Raw genomic sequence first — 18489 nt, 5'->3', positions numbered from 1 at the left:
GTCTGGCAGCCGAACGCGAAGGGCGGCGCGCGCTGGGTCGAGTGGGGCGGCTGCGGGATGGTGAATCCCAACGTGCTGCGCAGCGCCGGGGTCGACCCGGCCGAGTACCAGGGCTTCGCGTTCGGCATGGGCATCGAGCGCACCCTGCAGTTCCGCAACGACATGAACGACATGCGCGACATGGTCGAGGGCGACGTGCGCTTCTCGCAGCAGTTCGGAATGGTGGTCTGACGTGCGGGTTCCGATCAGCTGGCTCGGCGACTGGGTCGACCTCCCCGAGGATGTGACCCTCGAGCACCTCCACGCGGCACTCGTGAAGGTGGGCTTCGAGGAGGAGGACGTGCACGGCTTCGGCGTGCAGGGCCCCGTCGTCGTCGGCCGCATCCTCTCCTTCGTCGACGAGCCGCAGAGCAACGGCAAGACGATCCGCTGGGTGCAGGTGGATGTCGGTGAGCCCGAGCCGCGCGGCATCGTCTGCGGCGCCCACAACTTCGAGGTCGGCGACCTCGTCCCCGTGTCGCTGCCCGGCGCCGTGCTGCCCGGGCCGTTCCCGATCTCGGCGCGCAAGACCTACGGCCACGTGTCCGACGGCATGATCGCCTCCGAGCGCGAGCTCGGTCTCGGCGACGAGCACGGCGGCATCCTGCGCCTGCACGAGCGCGGCCTCACGGCCGAGCCGGGGGAGGATGCGATCGCGCTCCTCGGCCTCGACGACGCCGCCGTGGAGATCAACGTCACGCCCGACCGCGGCTACGCGCTCTCGGTGCGCGGCGTCGCGCGCGAGTACTCGCACTCGACGGGCGCGCGCTTCAGCGACCCGGCGCTCGACGTGACGATCGGCTCAGCGTCCGGCTACGACGTGCGTGTCGACGACGACGCCCCGATCCGGGGCCGCGTCGGCTGCGACGCCTTCGCCGCCCGCGTCGTGCGCGGCGTCGACGCGACCCGGCCGACACCCTCGGGGATGGTCGCGCGCCTCAAGCTCGCCGGCATCCGCTCGATCTCGCTGCCGGTCGACATCAGCAACTACGTGATGCTCGAGCTCGGCCAGCCGACGCACACGTACGACCTCGGCAAGGTCGCGGGCGGCATCGTCGTGCGCCGGGCGACAGCGGGGGAGACCCTGACCACCCTCGACGACCAGGTGCGCAAGCTCGACGTCGACGACCTGCTGATCACGGATGACTCCGGGCCGATCGGCCTCGCCGGCGTCATGGGCGGCGCCTCGACCGAGGTCTCGGACGCGACGGCCGACATCCTGATCGAGGCGGCGCACTTCGACCCCGTGACGATCGCCCGTACGGCCCGTCGCCACAAGCTCTGGAGCGAAGCCTCCAAGCGGTTCGAACGCGGCGTCGACCCGACGCTCGGCCCGATCGCGGCGCAGCGCGTCGCCGACCTGCTCGTGCAGCTCGCGGGCGGCACGATCGACCCGCTCGGCACGGTGCTGACCGCTCCGGATGCCCGCGAGCCGATCGCTCTGCACGTGCACGCCGCCGAGAAGCTCATCGGGGTCGCCTACACCGCCGACGAGGTGCGCGACGCGCTCGAGCTCATCGGCGCGACGCTCGAGCAGGGCAAGGACGGCTGGAACGTCACGCCGCCGACGTGGCGTCCCGACCTCGTGGATGCTCCCTCGCTTGTCGAGGAGGTCGCGCGCATCACCGGCTACGACCGCGTGCCGTCCGAGCTCCCGACGGCACCTCCCGGACGCGGTTGGTCGCGGGAGCAGGCCGCCCGCCGCCGTCTCGCCCACACGCTGGCGGCCTCGGGGCTCACCGAGGTGCTCGCCTACCCGTTCCAGTCGGCCGCGACGATCGAGGCGTTCGAGCCGGGCGCACCCGCGCTCGAACTCGCGAATGCGCTCGACCCGCGCGAGCCGTTCCTGCGGCGCTCGCTCCTGCCCGGGCTCGTCGACACCGCGCGTCGCAATCTCGCGCGCGGGCTCACCGACCTCGCGCTCTTCGAGATCGGAACGGTCTACCGCCCCGAGCCCGAAGCGTCCTACGGCACCGCCGACATCCCGCCCGGAGGCGTCGAGCTCGCGCCCGACGTGCTCGCGGGCCTCACCGCGGGGCTGCCGCCCCAGCCGCAGCGCGTCGCGGTGCTCGTGCTCGGCGACGCTGCGCCGAAGCAGCCGGGGTTCGCCGCCATCCCGTCGGGGATCGCGGACGCGCTCGACGCCGTGGCTTCGGTCGGCCTGGCGCTCGCGGCCGACATCCGCCCGGTCGTCGGGTCGCACCCCGTGCTGCACCCGGGCCGTACGGCGTCGCTCGTCGTGGGCGACACGGTCGTCGGCGTCGCGGGGGAGTTGCGTCCGTCGTTCGCGCGTGAGCACGACCTCCCGGGCGTCGTCGCGGTCGCCGAGCTCGACCTCGACGCGCTGCTCGCACTCGGCGCGACCGAGATCGCCGCCCGTCCGATCGGCACGCTGCCCGCGGCGACGCAGGATCTCTCACTCGTCGTCACCGCCGACATCCCCGCCGCCGCGGTTCGTGATGCGGTGGTCGAGGGCGCCGGTGAGCTGCTGGAGGATGCGCGACTCGTCGACGACTACCGCGGTGCAGGGGTGCCCGAGGGCTCGAAATCCCTCACGTTCGCGCTCCGTTTCCGCGCGCCCGACCGCACCCTGACCGCCGCGGAGGCGACCGAGGCCAAGCTCGCCGGCCTCGCTCTGGCCGCCTCACGCCTCGGCGCGACGCTGCGCGACTGACCTCTCGAAAAGCGCCTGGCTCCAGCCGTGCGCAGCGGGACCCAGCTGGAGGGGGGCCTGACCGCGCCCAGCTGGAGCCAAGCGCGAGGTGAGGTCGAGGGGGGGGGGGGGTTACTTCTTGCCGCCGCCGAGGAGTCCGCCGAGCAGGTCGCCGAGCATGTCGCCGCCACCACCGGACGACGAGGAGCCGCCGCCGAGCAGACCGCCGAGCAGGTCGCCGATGCCACCGCCCGAGGAGCTCTCCTCCTGGGCCTCCTCCTTCTTGCCGAGGAACTGGTTCGCGATCCAGGCGAGCACGATCGGCGCGACGATCGGGAGGATCTGCTTGATGATGTCCTGCGTCACGTCGCCGGCCGACGACGCCTTCGAGGCCGACGCGGCGAGCTTGCTCGCGACCGCATCCTGCTTGTCTCCGTAGACGTTCTTGACGATCTTCTTGCCGTCCTCGACGTCGACGTCCTTGACGCTCTTCTTGAGCCCTCCGCGGTCGTGGCTGACGGCCTTGGTGAGCGACGCGGCGCCCTTGTCGTCCTTCGCGTTGGCCGCGAGGCCGGCGACGAGGCCGGGAACGACCTGTTGCACGGCGGCCTCGGCCGTCGCCTCGTCGATGCCGAGCTGCTCGGCGATATCGCCGACGGGAATCTGCTTCATCAGGTCGTTGAGGTCAGCCATGAGTTCTCTCTTCTTCCAGGGCGCCCACGACGAGCCCCCGATCAACACTCAGATTAGCCGCGCGGATGCCGCACCCAGTAGGGTCGGATCGTGGACCTGACGCGGAACGACATGCGGAGCCTCTCGCTCCGTCCGCTCCGCCGCGCGCGCCGACTTCAGGCGACGTCGCACCGCTGAGCCCTCAGGTTCGCGCGACGTCGCCGGCTTCGAGTCCACGTCCCGTCGAACTGAAGGCCCCCTCCATGTCTCTCTCCGTCGCCATCGCCGGAGCCAGCGGCTACGCGGGCGGCGAGCTGCTGCGGCTGCTCTCCGCCCACCCCGAGTTCGAGATCGCGACCGTCACGGCGCACTCGAACGCCGGGCAGCCGCTCGCCTCCGTGCATCCTCACCTCATCTCGCTCGGGCACCTCGTGCTGCAGGAGACCACCCCGGCGGTGCTCGCCGGTCACGACGTCGTGTTCCTCGCGCTGCCGCACGGCGCCTCGGGCGCGATCACGGCCGAGCTGCCCGACGACGTGCTCGTCGTCGACTGCGGTGCCGACCACCGGCTCACCGATCCCGACGCCTGGGCGACCTGGTACGGCGGCGAGTACTTCGGCGCCTGGACGTACGGGATGCCGGAGCTGCTGATCGGGGACGGCGGGCGCCAGCGCGAGAACCTCGTGGGCGCGCGCCGGATCGCCGTTCCCGGTTGCAACGTCACCGCGATCACCCTCGCCCTCGCCCCGGGTATCGCGGCGGGGGTCATCGCGCCCGACGACCTCGTGAGCGTGCTCGCGGTCGGGCCGTCCGGCGCGGGCAAGAGTCTGCGCACCGACCTGCTCGCCGCCGAGATGCTCGGCAGCGCATCGGCGTACGGTGTCGGCGGCGGTCACCGGCACAATCCGGAGATCGTGCAGAACCTCACCGCGGCGGGCGCCGTGAACCCGACCATCTCGTTCACGCCTGTGCTCGTGCCGATGGCGCGCGGCATCCTCGCGACCTCCACCGCCAAGCTCACCGGCAGCGCGGCGGCGGTACGGGCGGCGTGGGAGACGGCCTACGCCGACGAGACCTTCGTGCGCGTGCTGCCGCCGGGCGCGTTCCCGCGGGTCGCCGACACGACGGGCGCGAACACGTGCGTGATGGGCCTGACGATCGACGAGCGCGCGGGGCGCGTGGTCGTGGTGAGCGCGCTCGACAACCTCGTCAAGGGCACCGCCGGTGCCGCGATCCAGTCCGCCAACCTCGCGCTCGGGCTGCCCGAAGCGCTCGGCCTCCCCGTGAACGGAGTCGCCCCGTGACCGTCACCGCCCCCGCCGGCTTCGAGGCCGCCGGCATCCCGATCGGACTCAAGTCGTCCGGCAACCCCGACCTCGCCCTCGTCGTGAATCGCGGCCCGTTGCAGAACGCCGCGGCCGTCTTCACGAGCAACCGCGCGAAGGCGAACCCGATCCTCTGGTCGCAGCAGGTCATCGCCGACGGCACCGTGAGCGCGATCGTGCTCAACTCGGGCGGTGCGAACTGCTTCACCGGCGCCGAGGGCTTCCAGACGACGCACCTCACGGCCGAGGCGGTCGGGAATGCCCTCGGGGTGAGCCCGGGCGACGTGCTCGTCTGCTCGACGGGGCTCATCGGCCAGCAGCTCGACCGCACGAAACTCCTTCCCGGTATCGCGACGGCTGCCGCCGCGCTCTCGGCCGACGGCGGGCTCGCCGCCGCCGACGCGATCATCACGACCGACTCGCACTCCAAGATCTCGACCCAGGGCGAGGACGGTTGGACGATCGGCGGCATGGCGAAGGGGGCGGGGATGCTCGCGCCCGGTCTCGCGACGATGCTCGTCGTGCTCACGACCGACGCGGTGCTCGACTCCGACGAGCTCGATCGGATGCTGCGCGCGGCGACCCGGGTGAGCTTCGATCGGCTCGACTCCGACGGCTGCATGTCGACGAACGACCAGGTCACCCTCCTCGCGAGCGGCGCGTCGGGCATCCGGCCCGATCTCGAGCGGTTCCAGTGGACGCTCATCGACATCTGCACGAACCTCGCCGTCCAGCTGCAGTCCGACGCCGAGGGCGCGAGTCACGACATCACGATCGAGGTCGTGAATGCCGTGACGGAGGACGACGCCGTCGAGGTGGGGCGTTCGGTGGCCCGCAACAACCTCTTCAAGGCCGCGGTGTTCGGCAACGACCCCAACTGGGGTCGCGTGCTCGCCGCGATCGGCACGACGTCAGCCGAGTTCGATCCGTACGCGGTCGACGTCTCGATGAACGGCGTGCGGGTGTGCTCGAACGGCGGACCCGACCGTCCGCGCGAGGAGGTCGACCTGACGCCGAGGTCGATGCACCTGCTCATCGATCTCAAGGCCGGCTCGGAGCGCGCCACGATCTACACGAACGACCTCACGCACGACTACGTGCACGAGAACTCGGCGTACAGCTCATGACGCCGGAGCAGCAGCTGGACGCGGACGAGCGGGCGCTCGGCGCGGAGATCAAGGCCGGCACCCTCATCGAGTCGCTCGGCTGGCTCAAGCGCTTCTCGGGCAAGATCGTCGTCGTCAAGTTCGGCGGCAACGCGATGGTCAGCTCCGAGCTGCAGCGCGCCTTCGCCGAGGACATGGTCTATCTCCGCTACGTCGGCCTGAAGCCGGTCGTCGTGCACGGCGGCGGCCCGCAGATCACCGCGATGCTCGACCGGCTCGGCATCCCGAGCGAGTTCCGCGGCGGCTACCGCGTGACGACACCCGAGGCGATGGAGGTCGTGCGGATGGTGCTCACCGGTCAGGTGAGCCGCGAGCTCGTGACGCTCGTCAACGAGCACGGTCCGCTCGCGTCGGCGATCTCGGGGGAGGACGCCGGGCTGTTCGGCGGACGTCGCCGGGGTGCGGTCGTCGACGGCGAGACCGTCGACATCGGCCTGGTCGGCGACGTCGTACAGGTCGACCCCGCCGCGGTGCTCGCCGAACTCGCGGCCGGACGCATCCCCGTGGTGTCGTCGATCGCGCCCGACCTCGACGTGCCGGGGCAGTCGCTCAACGTCAACGCCGACTCGGCCGCGGCCTCCCTCGCGGTCGCGCTCGGCGCCGAGAAGCTCGTCGTGCTCACCGACGTCGCGGGGCTCTACGCCGACTGGCCGAACCGCGACTCGCTCGTGTCGCACATCACCGTGCCCGAGCTGACGGCACTCCTGCCGAAGCTGGAGAGCGGGATGATCCCGAAGATGACGGCGTGCCTCGAAGCCGTCGCGGGCGGCGTGCCGAAGGCCGCGATCATCGACGGCCGTCGCCCGCACTCGGTGCTGCTCGAGATCTTCACGGACGCCGGCATCGGCACGGAGGTCGTGGCATGAGCGACTTCGGTGGCCGAGTAGCGCCGACGGCGCGTGTCGAGGCCCGCTTCCGCGATGCGATGTTCTCCTACGCCCCGACCCCGCTCGCGGTGCTGACCCGCGGCGAGGGCGCGCGGGTGTGGGATGCCGACGGGACGGAGTACCTCGACTTCCTCGCCGGGATCGCCGTCAACGCGCTCGGCCACGCGCATCCCGTCTTCGTGGAGGCCGTGAGCCGCCAGGCCGCGACGCTCGCGCACGTCTCCAACTACTTCGCGTCCGAGCCGCAGCTCGAGCTCGCCGAGCGCCTGAAGCGCCTCACGGGCGGCGACGCGGTGTTCTTCGGCAACTCGGGCACCGAGGTGATGGAGGCCGCCGTCAAGGTCGCCCGCCGCACCGGACGGCCGCGCATCCTGTCGCTCGAGAAGTCGTTCCACGGCCGCACGCTGGGCGCGCTGTCGATCACCGGCAAACCCGCGCTGCGCGAGCCGTTCGAACCGTTGCTCTCCGGACCCGAGTTCCTGCCGACGACGATCGAGGCGCTCGAGGCGGCGATGGGTCCCGACGTCGCCGCGCTCGTGCTCGAGCCGATCAAGGGCGAGGCGGGCGTGCTCGACCTTCCCGCGGGCTATCTCGCCCGCGCGCGCGAGCTCACCGCCCAGCACGGCGCGCTGCTCGTCCTCGACGAGATCCAGACGGGTGCCGGCCGCACGGGCGACTGGTTCGCGTTCCAGCATCCCGGTGAACTCCCCGCGGGGACGACGCCCGACCTCGTCGCGCTCGCGAAGGGCATCGGCGGCGGGTTCCCGATCGGCGCGCTCGTCGCGTTCGGCGAGGCGAGGCACCTGCTGCGACCCGGGGATCACGGCACGACGTTCGGCGGCAATCCGCTCGCGACGGCGACGTCGAACGCCGTGCTCGGCGAGATCGAGCGGGCGGGCCTCGTAGAGAACGCCCGGGCGCTGGGGGAGCGGCTGCGCGCCGGCATCCTCGCCCTGAACCATCCGGCGATCACCGACGTCTCCGGCCGCGGTCTGCTCGTCGGCATCGGTCTCGCCGGACCCTGGGCGAAGGCGGTCGCGACGGCGGCGTTCGACGGCGGTCTCATCGTCAACGCCGCGGCCGACGACCGCCTGCGCCTCGCCCCGCCCCTGACCATCGACGACCGCGACGTCGACCACTTCCTCGACCTGTTCTCGACCGCCCTCGAAAGGCTGCCCGCATGACCCGCCACTTCCTCCGCGACGACGACCTCACGCAGGCTGAACAGACCGACGTGCTCGACCTCGCCGAACGGCTCAAGGCCGACAGGTGGCTCGAGAAGCCGCTCGAGGGTCCGCAGACCGTCGCCGTGATCTTCGACAAGTCGTCGACCCGCACCCGTGTCTCGTTCGCCGTCGGCATCGCCGATCTCGGCGGCTCGCCGCTCATCATCCAGACGGCGAGCAGCCAGCTCGGCGGCAAGGAGACACCGGAGGACACGGCGCGCGTGCTCGAGCGGCAGGTCGCGGCGATCGTCTGGCGCACCTACGCGCAGTCGGGGCTCGAGCGGATGGCGCAGAGCACGACCGTCCCGGTCGTCAACGCGCTCTCCGACGACTTCCACCCGTGCCAGCTCCTCGCCGACCTGCTCACCATCCGGGAGCACAAGGGGCAACTCGCGAGCCTCACGGTGACGTTCCTCGGCGACGGCGCGAGCAACATGGGTCAGAGCTACGTGCTCGCCTGCGCGACCGCGGGCATGCATGTGCGCGTGGCCGCACCTGCGGAGTTCAGCCCGTCGGATGCCGTGCTCGCCGACGGCGACCGGCGTGCGTCCGAGACGGGAGGCTCGGTGACGATCTTCACCGATCCGAACGAGGCGGTGGCGGGCGCCGACGTCGTGGTGACCGACACCTGGGTGTCGGTGGGCAAGGAGGAGGAGAAGGCGCATCGCGTCGCGACCTTCGGCGCCTACCAGGTGACGCCAGAGCTCATGACGCTGGCGAAGCCCGACGCGATCTTCCTGCACTGCCTGCCCGCCGACCGCGGCTACGAGGTCGCCGCCTCCGTCATCGACGGACCGCAGAGCGTCATCTGGGACGAGGCCGAGAACCGGCTGCACGCCCAGAAGGCGCTGCTGGTGTGGCTGCTCGGGAGGAGCGCCGGGTGACCCCGGCGACCCCCGAGGCGTCAGTAGACGGAGTTGAGGAAGCCGGGGTCGCTCATCACGATGGCCACGAACGTGCCCCAGAAGACGATCGTCGCGATCACCCCGGCGGTGAGCGGCACCCAGAACGCGATCTTGTTCTTGACGAGAAGCAGGATGCCGATGCCGAGGCCGAGGAGGTAGAGCACGGGATGACTGATGCCGATGATCGCCGCGGCGCCGCGCGTGTCGACGCCGAGCGCCATGCCCTGCTGCGCCATCGCCTCGGCGAAGAGCGCCGGGTTCGCGAAGATCCACGCGTAGAACAGGCCGGCGATCATGCCGAAGAGGCCCATCACGAACAGGATGATCGTGAGCACCACGTCCCACGTGCGGCGACGCGGGGCCGGGGGCATGCCGTAGCCGACCGCACCGTATCCCGGTTGCCCGTAGACCGGCTGAGGGTAGCCCGGGGCCTGGGGCGCGGCGTACCCGGGGGCCGGCGGCGGGACGGGCGGCACGTAGCCGGGGACGCGCTCGCCGTAGGCGGGAGGCGCCTCCGGCGCGGCGGGAGCAGCCTCAGGCGCCGCGGGAGCGGGGGGCGCGGCGGGAGCCGCAGGCTGCTCGGGGCTGCCGTACGTGAACGACGGGGCCGGGGGAACCGGCGGGATCTGGTCGGACGTTGAGTTCGGCTCGGACATGTGGCAACCCTATCCACCCCTACGCTGAGTAACCGAGAACAACGAAGGAACACCATGGCCAAGCTCTGGGGAGCACGCTTCGCGGGCGGGCCCGCCCCCGAACTCGCCGCGCTGAGCCGCTCGACGCAGTTCGACTGGGCGCTCGCGCACTACGACCTCGCGGGGTCCCACGCGCACGCGAAGGCGCTCGCCGCGGCCGGCCACCTGACCGCCGCCGAGGAGCAGGCGATGCACGACGGGCTCGAGGAGCTCGCGCGACGCCTCGACTCCGGTGAGCTCATCGCCACTCCCGACGACGAGGACGTCCATGGCGCGCTCGAGGCCGCGCTCGTGGGTGTCGTCGGGCCGGAGCTCGGCGGCAAGCTGCGCGCCGGCCGCAGCCGCAACGACCAGATCGCCACGCTCATCCGGCTGTTCCTGCTCGACCACGCCGCCGTGATCGCCCGCGACGTCGTGCGGCTCATCGACGCGATCGCGGGGGCGGCGTCCGCGCATCCGGATGCCGTCATGCCGGGCCGCACCCACCTGCAGCACGCGCAGCCGATCCTGCTCGCCCACCACCTGCTCGCCCACGCCTGGCCGCTCGTACGCGATCTCGAGCGCCTGCGTGACTGGCGGGTGCGCGCGCAGGGGTCGCCCTACGGCGCCGGTGCGCTGGCCGGGGGAGCCCTCGGGCTCGACCCCGCCCTCGTCGCGCGCGAGCTGGGGCTCGGTGATCCGCTGCCCAACTCGATCGACGCGACGAGCGCCCGGGATGTCGTGGCCGAGTTCGCCTACATCGCCGCGCAGATCGGCGTCGACCTCTCCCGCTTCGCCGAGGACGTCATCCTCTGGACGACGCGCGAGTTCGGGTTCGCGCGACTCGACGACGCCTACTCGACAGGCTCGAGCATCATGCCGCAGAAGAAGAATCCCGACATCGCGGAGCTCGCGCGCGGCAAGGCGGGGCGGCTCGTCGGCAATCTCACGGGCCTGCTGACGACGCTCAAGGGCCTCCCGCTCGCCTACAACCGCGACCTGCAGGAGGACAAGGAGCCGGTCTTCGACTCGGTGGCGACGCTCGAGGTCGTGCTGCCCGCATTCGCCGGCATGGTCGAGACCTTGACCTTCGACACCGACCGGATGCGCGAGCTCGCCCCGCAGGGCTTCTCGCTCGCGACCGACGTCGCCGACCACCTCGTGCGGCAGGGCGTGCCGTTCCGCGAGGCGCACGAGATCGCCGGCGCGCTCGTGCGGCTGTGCGAGGAGCGCGGCCTCGAACTGCATGAGCCCTCCGACGACGACTACGCCGCGATCGATCCGCGACTCACGTCCGAGGTGCGCGCCGTGCTCACGGTCGACGGGTCGATCGCCTCGCGCTCCGGCGTCGGCGGCACGGCGCCCGAGCGCGTCGCCGAGCAGCTCGCGGCGCTCACCGCCGCCGTGCGCGCGCTGACGCCGGGGGCGGCGTCCTGAGCTCGCTGCTCGAGGCCCTCAGCCGTCCCTCGGTCGAGGTCGCGCCGCTCCTGCTCGGGGCGGTGCTGCACGGTCGTGGGGCGAGCGTGCGTCTCACCGAGGTCGAGGCGTACCTGGGCGAGCACGACCCGGGCTCGCACGCGTTCCGTGGGCGGACCCGGCGCAACGCGACGATGTTCGGCCCCGCCGGGCACCTCTACGTCTACTTCACCTACGGGATGCACACGTGCGCGAACATCGTGTGCGGCGTCGAGGGGGAGCCGACGGGGGTGCTGTTGCGTGCGGGGGAGATCGTGTCGGGTCTCGACGCCGCACGAGCGCGGCGCGTGACGTCGAAGACGGATGCCGACCTCGCCCGGGGCCCCGCGCGACTCACGGTCGCCCTCGGCATCGCGCTCACCGACGACGGTGCGCGGCTGGGTTCGGGAGCGGGCGGCGAGGAGTTCCGGCTCGAGTTGCCGCGCCATTCCGCGCCGCCGTTCGCGACCGGTCCGCGCACGGGCGTCTCCGGCCCCGGCGGTTCCGCCGACTATCCGTGGCGGTTCTGGCTGCCGGGCGACCCGACCGTGTCTCCGTACAAGGCGGCGGTGCCGCGGAGGCGTGTCTAGATCATTCCGGAGAGCACGATGAGGGCGCCGCACACGCCCGCCCAGATCATGCTCACGAGGGTGCCGATGATGAATCGCTCGCGCGTCTCGGGGGTGTCGAGCTCGGAGAATCGACCGAGGCCCTTGATGGCGATGACGGCCGCGACGATCTCGAATCGTCCGACCGCGATCGCGCCGACGATCGCGACGCGCTCGAGGTAGCCGATCCAGGTGCCGCCGCGCAGCACCTCGCGCTTCTTCGTCGCGCTCCGGGCGCCCGTGGCGGTGGCCTCGGGCACGAGGATGCCTCCGTGGTCGCCGCCCGCGACGTCGCCCTTGGAGGCGCGCTGCAGCACCCACACGGCGAGCGGGTTCCCGCCGATGACGCCGAGGGCGGCGAGGCCGAGGGCGACGAGCGCGGGGATCACGGGGGGCTCGGGAAGCTCGACACCGAGCACGAGGGCGAGGATGCCGAGGCCGACCGGCAGCAGGCCGAACAGCGCGAGCACGGGTTGCCGGAAGCGGATCGCGATCACCGAGATGCCGACGGCGGCGAGGACGACGACGAGGGCACCCGCCCAGCTGACGGTTCCGGTGAGGGCCTGGATCGGGATCATCCCCCGATCCTCGCATCCAGGTCGGCGAGGAGCGTGGTGATCGCCTCGCGCGCCTCGCGATCCAGGCGGATGCCGGCCGTCTGAGCGCGCTGACTCGCCGCCTGTGCGCTGATCCCGAGTCGGGCGCCGGCGTCGGTCAGGGTGAGCTCGGGCTCGGCCTCGAGCAGATCGGCGAGCTCCCAGCCCTCGTCGGTGCGGCGCTCGCGCAGGAAGAGCACGAGCCGCACGAGCGGGTCGAGCTGCGCGGTGCCGTCGACATCGGCGACGAGGGCGAAGCGCGCCGAGCGCTTCTTGGCGGCCGTCACGGCCTCTCGCGCCCGCACGAAGGCGCTGCCGCTCAGCGCGCGGACGCTCGGGCCGAGCGGGGTGTCGAGGTCGCCGACGCCCAGACCGACGCTCCAGTCGCCGGCGCGCACGAGTCGGAAGGTGATCTCGAGGGCGGCTGCGGCATCCCGGGTGGCGAGTTGGAACTCGTCACCCGCGGTGCGCTCGGGGGCGGCCGCGAAGTCCTGCGCATGCGCGGCGATGAGGTCGCGGAGGGCGGTCTCGACGCGGTCGACGTCGTGGCGGCTATCGATCTGGTCGACGGTGAGGACGAGCATCCCGCAAGGATAAAAGCTTTAATCTGATAAATCAAGGATGGAAGCTTGAAATGACGAGATCCAGGCGTCGACGCGGATCAGCGTCCGCCGCCTCCGCCGCCTCCGCCGCCACCCCCGGAGAAACTCCCGCCCGAGGAGCCCCCCGAGAAGCTCCCACCTCCCGAACCGGACGACGAGGAGGAGGCCGTCGGCGTCGTCGAGAACGAACTCGCCGCGTACGACGTGCCGAGGGTCGCGATGCCGGAGAGTCCGGAGCTGAACTTCAAGTAGTCCGACGGCGGGACGGTCTCGTCGTAGCGGTCGGCGAGCACCTTCGCCCACTCGTCCTCGACGCCCCAGACGATCGCCCAGGGCAGGAGCCGCTCGTAGAGCCGCACGACGGCCGCCGGATCGTCCGGATCGATTCGCTCACGCACCGTACCCTCCGGACTCTGCAGCACCCGCAGTCGGTCGGCCTCGGCGAGCCGCAGGTAGTCGCGCAGCCCGAGCAGCTGGTCGTACGCGGCGGCACCCTTCTCGGTGCGCCGGATCGGGCGGCCGCTGAAACCCATGACCAGGATCGAGCCGACGATCGCGACGATGAGCTGCCAGGTCAGCAGCGTGCTGCCGACGTTGCGGATCGCGCAATAGACGATGAGGCCGACGCTCGCGAGCAGAACGGCGAACCCCGGCCAGAAGATGAGCCGTCGCAGCGGACTCTTCGGGCCCTGCCTGAGGTAGCCGCGGTTGCCGAGCAGCCCGACGGCGATCGACTGGAGCGACGCGATGCGGTCGCCGAGCTTGCGGTCCTTGCGGTTGAGCAGCAGCTTCGTGCCGTCCTTGGGCTTCTTGTCGAAGATCTTCTTCACCGCGGTGTCGTCGGGGCCCTGCGCCTTCGAGAGCTCGACGAGTTCGAGCTGGAACCGTCGGTCCTCCGGGGCCTCCGGATCCTCGATGAGCCGCACGACGCCCTCTGTCGCGAGGCCCACGAGTTGCGCCGGCAGCGCCGCCTTCCGGTTCCCGACGAGCGATGCCGCCGCCATGACGCCGAGCTCGTCCGGGCCCTCGTACTCGGGGATGATGATGCCCCGACCCGGGTGATGGTTCCACAGCAGGCGGCGGAACACGACGATGAGCACCGTGGCGATCGCGAGGATGCCGAGGAGGAACCACGGCAGCCGCGTGAACGGCCACGACTGCTCGAGCGGCACCGGAGCGCGGAACGTGCCGAGCTCGAAGCCGATCGCGAACGTCGCGTTCTGGTACGCCGACAGCGCACCGGCCTCGAGCCGGAACCCGTCCTCGGTGCGGGTGAGGAGGCACGGCGAGTCGTCGCCCGCGGCTCCCGAGGCGCAGTCCGTGCCGCCGGTGAGCGAGGCGGCGAGATCGTCGCCGAGATGGATGTCGGCCGTCACCGACCCGAAGGGCTGCGCCCACCCGGTGCCGTTGACATCCCACACCAGCTCGTCGGCGCCGGTGTCGGCGAAGGGCAGCACGACGTCACGCGCGATCCACTCGATGACGTAGATCGTGCGGCCGTAGACGAACTCGTCGGTGCCGAGCGCCAGCGACACGAACTCGGTGCCGTCGTAATCGGTGCTGGTCCACCGCTCGTACGGCACGGGATCGCCGTTCCCATCCGTGACGCCGACGACGTCGACGTGATGGTCGATCCGCCCGAACCCGGTCTCGGCATCCCCGAACCACTCGAGGGAGGGGATGTCGCGCACGATCCCGCGGTTCTGGTCGAAGTCGGGGAACAGGGCGACGATCGTCTCGATGGCACGCAGCCGCGAGGTTCCGTCGGCGTCGCGCTCGAGGGTGAAGTCGACGTGCATCGACTCGAACTCGAAGTCGTCCACGCCGGACGGCGCGGCGGATGCCGCAGAACCGGCGAGGATCACGCCCGCCGCGACGCCGAGGGCGGCGGCGGTGGCGGCCGCGCGAGCGAGGAGGGTCCGGGGAAGCACGGTGTCACCCTAGGGTGCGGCGTTCTCGTGGTCGAGAGGCGGGTAATCTGTCCCGGTGTCCGGAACCGTGCTCGCCAATGACCCGTCCTTCGACGACGTCTGGGATGAGCTGGTCTATCGGGGGCTCGTGCACGTCTCGACCGACGCGGGGGAGTTGAAGAAGCTCCTCGCCGGACCTCCGATCGTGTTCTACTGCGGCTTCGATCCGACCGCGCCGAGCCTGCACCTCGGCAACCTCGTGCAGCTCCTGCTCATGCGGCGCATCCAGCTCGCCGGCCACCGGCCCCTGGGACTCGTCGGCGGCTCGACGGGCCTCATCGGCGATCCGCGGCAGACGGGGGAGCGCATCCTCAACACGCCCGAGACCGTCGCCGACTGGGTCGGCCGCCTGCGTGGCCAGGTCGAGCGGTTCCTGTCGTTCGAGGGCGAGAACGCGGCGCGGATGGTGAACAACCTCGACTGGACCGCTCCGCTCTCGGCGATCGACTTCCTGCGCGACATCGGCAAGTACTTCCGCGTCGGCACGATGATCAAGAAGGACATCGTCGCCCGACGCCTGGAGTCCGACGAGGGCATCTCCTACACCGAGTTCAGCTACCAGGTGCTGCAGGGGATGGACTACCTCCACCTGCACCGCGAGTACGGCTGCGTGCTGCAGACCGGCGGGAGCGACCAGTGGGGCAACCTCACGAGCGGCGTCGACCTCATCCACAAGGCGGCCGCGACGTCGGTGCACGCGATCGGCACTCCGCTCATCACGAACTCCGACGGCACGAAGTTCGGCAAGAGCGAGGGCAACGCCGTCTGGCTCGACCCCGAGCTCACGTCGCCTTACGCGTTCAGCCAGTTCTGGCTCAACACCGACGACGCCGACGTGATCGCGCGCCTGAAGGTGTTCACGTTCCTGCCGCGTGCGGAGCTCGAGCGGCTCGAGGCGGCCGTGGCGACCGAGCCGTTCAAGCGCGAGGCGCAGCGAGTGCTCGCGCGCGAGGTGACGACGCTCGTGCACGGCCCGGCGGCGACGGAGGCGGCTTTCGCCGCCGCTGAGGCGCTCTTCGGCAACGGCGACCTCGGCGCGCTCGACGAGGCCACACTGCGGTCGGCGATCTCCGAACTGCCGAGGGCGACGGCGGCGCCCGGAGCGCCCGTCGCACAGCTGCTCGTGGATGCCGGCCTCACCTCGAGCCTGGGGGAGTCGCGTCGCGCGATCGAGCAGGGCGGTGTCTACCTCAACAACACGCGCGTGGAGGCGCCGGACGCGACGATCGACGGCGCCTTCCTCGCCGGCGGTCTCGCGGTGCTTCGTCGCGGCAAGAAGACGCTCGCCGGGGTGATCGAAGGATGACGCCCCGGGTTCCCACGGGATCCGCAGCAGGCCGACAGCGTCCGACCGCGTCGCGTCGCTTAGGCTCGCGGGGGAGGGCGACGTGAGTTTCCAGAACGACGACGAGCGCGACGGCCTGGCTTCGCTGTTCGGCGGGATCACCCCGCAGGCGGGCGAGCCGGGTCGACGCCGCGCCGCGCCCGGCGAGCCCGAAGCAGCCCCTTCTCCGACCCCGCCACCCGTGGGCTCGGAGTCTCCTGTGTCGGACGCTCCGGCCTATCCGGGGCTGGAGCCGAGCATCCCCGTCTCGCCGCCGCCCGCCGCTCCGCCGCCTCCCGCGTTCACGCCCGAACCGCCGACGTTCGGGTCGCCAGGTGGCGCCCAGCCTGCGTTCCCGCCGCCCGCGTACACGCCACCGTCGTACACCCCGCCGGCGTACACGCCGCCCGCCTACGCGGCGCCGGAAGAGCCGCACGTCGCGCCGCCCACGGGGGCCTTCGGAGAACCGGCGGCGCCTGACCCGCGGCCCGCCGAGGGGGGTCGGTACGCGGCTCCGTCGGGCGACGGTCACCAGTCCTACGCCGCGCCTCAGCCTTACGTCCCGCCCGCCTACCTGCCCCCGGCGGACGTGCCGCCGACGTACGTGTCACCGACGTACGACCTGCCGGCGCCGGCCGCACCGCCCGCACCCGCGCCCGGACCGCCGGTCTACTCCTCGCCGCCGACAGAGCCCCCGCCGGTTGCGCCGCCCGCGCCCGCCCTGCACTACCCGGGGTCGGATCCTGCGACACTCGCGCACCCGTCGGCCGCGCACTACCCGCCGACCGCGCAGTACTCGACCGGTGTCGACTCGTCCTCGCCGTACTCGGATGTGCAGCCGGCCGCGGAGCATCAGGCGGCCGCGCCCCCTCATCCCTTGTCGGAACCGCAAACACCCTCCGAGTCGCCGCCGATCGGCGGGTTCGCGGCACTCGGCCTCGAACCCGTCGATCTGGAGCCCCCGGTCGCCGAGCCCTCCGTTCCTCAACCTGAGGTCGACGCCGACACGGGGTACGCGAGGAGCACGCCCTCCTCGGCCCAGGCCGGCCCGGGGACGGTCGAACCGGCCGCCCTCCGTGGAGGCCCGACCCCGGTGTTGCGTCGCCCTCCGGGGCCGCTGCTGCCCACGGACCGGCCCGTCGTGGTGGCACCCGAAGATCTCTCGCGCGCGACGACCTTCGAGAAGGTCGGTCTCGCCCTCGCCGTCATCGGCGGACCTCTCGGGCTCGTGCTCGCCGTCGTCAACGGGGTTCGCGGCGTGCGACGACGTGGCTGGCTCACCAGACTCGGGCGCGTCTCGATTGTGCTCGCCGTGATCTCCACGATCGCCGCGGGCATCGGAGGGGTGACCCTGTGGAACATCCGCGAGACACAACTGGCCCGCGACCAGGTCGCGGCCGCGAGCGCTGAGTTCTGCGCAGCCGCGGCGGAGAACCCGCAGACGGTCGAACTGCCGCTGCTCGGTTGGCCGGATCCCGGTGCGACGATCACGGAGTCACTCACCCTCATGGAGGCGTGGACGACGCGATGGACCGACCTTGCCGCAGTCTCGCCTGCCGGGCTGAGGACGGGGCTCGACCTGCTGGCAAACCGGGGTGGCCAAGTGATCGAGGGCGTCCAGCAGTCCCGACTCGTCAACGAGGCCGAGAACGAGCGCGTGATCAGTGCGACCGCGAGCTCCTCGGGCGTCACGAACTGGTACGAGACCTACTGCGTCACGCCCTGACCGGGCCGGCGTCGGGTGGCGCGTCGTTCTCCCAGAAGCCCGGAAACACGGGCGACACGCCCGGGATGCAAGCGCGATTTGGCAGAACGCGGATCGCCACGTAACGTAATCACTCGTCACCCCAAAGGTGCTGGAAGCCGAAGCGAGAACACTCCGCTCGAGCAGGCCAGGCCTCAAGCGGGACCACCCCCACGAAGGAACGCCGAGTTCCGCGATGTCAGTCTCGTGCTGACAACCGCGGCAAGGCGAGCTAGAGTGGGGAGCCCAGCGGGCGAGATCAGAAACGATCGGCGTGTCACTTGACATGCGGCGCCTCGCTGGTAGGTTAGAGCAGTTGCCCTGAACCCCAACCCGAAACGTGCGGGGTTCTGGCGCGCCCGATCCTTGAGAACTCAACAGCGTGCACTATGTCAAATGCCAAACAACCTCGACGGCTGAGCTTGCTCAGTCGTAGAGATTCCTTTGGATTGACGGATTGTCAGTAGACGATCCTTTCAGTCAGATCAACTCGCACAGTCCCTTCTATTCCGAAGGGCTGGGCAACGGTTTTGTCGGTGACTTCGGTCGCCGGCTACCACACCTTTACGGAGAGTTTGATCCTGGCTCAGGATGAACGCTGGCGGCGTGCTTAACACATGCAAGTCGAACGGTGAAGCAGGAG

16 protein-coding genes and 1 rRNA gene are annotated in these 18489 nt (G+C 71.3%); 12 read left to right on the top strand and 5 right to left on the bottom strand.

The annotated features are described in order from the left end of the window. Both ACO1X9_RS01315 and pheT read left to right on the top strand, forming a co-directional pair. The coding region (locus ACO1X9_RS01315) for a tRNA ligase subunit PheS family protein (protein WP_486349026.1) at positions 1-231 on the top strand (231 nt) is incomplete at its 5' end. Between the two features lies 1 nt (position 232). Beyond that, the gene (gene pheT, locus ACO1X9_RS01310) at positions 233-2713 is read left to right on the top strand and encodes a phenylalanine--tRNA ligase subunit beta (protein ID WP_486349025.1); all 2481 of its coding nucleotides are present in this window, start codon (positions 233-235) and stop codon (positions 2711-2713) included. A gap of 111 nt (positions 2714-2824) precedes the next feature. Here pheT and ACO1X9_RS01305 read toward each other — a convergent pair whose 3' ends face one another. Then, entirely contained in the window at positions 2825-3385 is a 561-nt protein-coding gene (locus ACO1X9_RS01305) for a DUF937 domain-containing protein (RefSeq protein WP_486349024.1), read from the bottom strand. 242 nt (positions 3386-3627) lie between these two features. Between ACO1X9_RS01305 and argC the strand changes: the two genes are divergently transcribed. From argC to argF, 5 genes are read left to right on the top strand one after another with little or no spacing between them, the layout of a single operon-like run. Beyond that, entirely contained in the window at positions 3628-4668 is a 1041-nt protein-coding gene (gene argC, locus ACO1X9_RS01300) for an N-acetyl-gamma-glutamyl-phosphate reductase (protein ID WP_486349023.1), read from the top strand. Further along, on the top strand, positions 4665-5816 hold the full coding sequence (gene argJ, locus ACO1X9_RS01295) for a bifunctional glutamate N-acetyltransferase/amino-acid acetyltransferase ArgJ (protein ID WP_486349022.1): 1152 nt from the start codon (positions 4665-4667) through the stop codon (positions 5814-5816). Before argC ends, argJ begins: the two co-directional genes overlap by 4 nt. Continuing rightward, positions 5813-6721, top strand: coding sequence for an acetylglutamate kinase (argB, locus tag ACO1X9_RS01290; RefSeq protein ID WP_486349021.1), 909 nt, complete (start codon positions 5813-5815; stop codon positions 6719-6721). The genes argJ and argB overlap by 4 nt, the downstream gene beginning before the upstream one ends. A gap of 59 nt (positions 6722-6780) precedes the next feature. Continuing rightward, the gene (locus ACO1X9_RS01285; protein WP_486349028.1) at positions 6781-7926 is read left to right on the top strand and encodes an acetylornithine transaminase; all 1146 of its coding nucleotides are present in this window, start codon (positions 6781-6783) and stop codon (positions 7924-7926) included. Then, entirely contained in the window at positions 7923-8852 is a 930-nt protein-coding gene (gene argF, locus ACO1X9_RS01280; RefSeq protein WP_486349020.1) for an ornithine carbamoyltransferase, read from the top strand. The genes ACO1X9_RS01285 and argF overlap by 4 nt, the downstream gene beginning before the upstream one ends. Positions 8853-8872: 20 nt before the next feature. On the opposite strand, the gene ACO1X9_RS01275 is transcribed toward argF, so the two are convergent. After that, a complete protein-coding gene (locus ACO1X9_RS01275) occupies positions 8873-9529 on the bottom strand; it encodes a DUF6264 family protein (RefSeq protein WP_486349019.1) in 657 nt (218 codons plus the stop codon). A gap of 54 nt (positions 9530-9583) precedes the next feature. On the opposite strand from ACO1X9_RS01275, the gene argH reads away from it, so the two are divergent. Together argH and ACO1X9_RS01265 are read left to right on the top strand one after the other, a co-directional pair. Further along, positions 9584-10984 carry an argininosuccinate lyase gene (argH, locus tag ACO1X9_RS01270; RefSeq protein ID WP_486349018.1) on the top strand — a complete coding sequence of 467 codons (1401 nt, stop codon included), beginning with the start codon at positions 9584-9586 and terminating at the stop codon, positions 10982-10984. 5 nt (positions 10985-10989) lie between these two features. After that, entirely contained in the window at positions 10990-11592 is a 603-nt protein-coding gene (locus ACO1X9_RS01265) for a DNA-3-methyladenine glycosylase (protein ID WP_486349027.1), read from the top strand. On the opposite strand, the gene ACO1X9_RS01260 is transcribed toward ACO1X9_RS01265, so the two are convergent. The 3 genes from ACO1X9_RS01260 to ACO1X9_RS01250 all read right to left on the bottom strand — a co-directional run bounded on the left by ACO1X9_RS01260 (position 11589) and on the right by ACO1X9_RS01250 (position 14739). After that, positions 11589-12188 (bottom strand): hypothetical protein, encoded by a 600-nt coding sequence (locus ACO1X9_RS01260; RefSeq protein WP_486349017.1) that lies wholly within the window; start codon positions 12186-12188, stop codon positions 11589-11591. The genes ACO1X9_RS01265 and ACO1X9_RS01260 overlap by 4 nt on opposite strands. Then, on the bottom strand, positions 12185-12790 hold the full coding sequence (locus tag ACO1X9_RS01255; protein WP_486349016.1) for a DNA-binding protein: 606 nt from the start codon (positions 12788-12790) through the stop codon (positions 12185-12187). Before ACO1X9_RS01255 ends, ACO1X9_RS01260 begins: the two co-directional genes overlap by 4 nt. A gap of 77 nt (positions 12791-12867) precedes the next feature. Then, positions 12868-14739 (bottom strand): DUF2207 domain-containing protein, encoded by a 1872-nt coding sequence (locus ACO1X9_RS01250; RefSeq protein ID WP_486349015.1) that lies wholly within the window; start codon positions 14737-14739, stop codon positions 12868-12870. Positions 14740-14794: 55 nt separating this feature from the next. Between ACO1X9_RS01250 and tyrS the strand changes: the two genes are divergently transcribed. The 3 genes from tyrS to ACO1X9_RS01235 form a co-directional block, all read left to right on the top strand. Then, on the top strand, positions 14795-16084 hold the full coding sequence (gene tyrS, locus ACO1X9_RS01245) for a tyrosine--tRNA ligase (RefSeq protein ID WP_486349014.1): 1290 nt from the start codon (positions 14795-14797) through the stop codon (positions 16082-16084). An 82-nt stretch (positions 16085-16166) separates the two neighbouring features. Further along, the gene (locus tag ACO1X9_RS01240) at positions 16167-17828 is read left to right on the top strand and encodes a hypothetical protein (RefSeq protein ID WP_486349013.1); all 1662 of its coding nucleotides are present in this window, start codon (positions 16167-16169) and stop codon (positions 17826-17828) included. A 581-nt stretch (positions 17829-18409) separates the two neighbouring features. Beyond that, positions 18410-18489 (top strand): 16S ribosomal RNA (locus ACO1X9_RS01235); the annotation flags it as partial.

The sequence above is a fragment of the Pseudolysinimonas sp. genome (genome assembly GCF_057350545.1).
The sequence above is the reverse complement of the archived record's forward strand: the minus strand, read 5'-3'. Positions and strand labels throughout refer to the sequence as shown.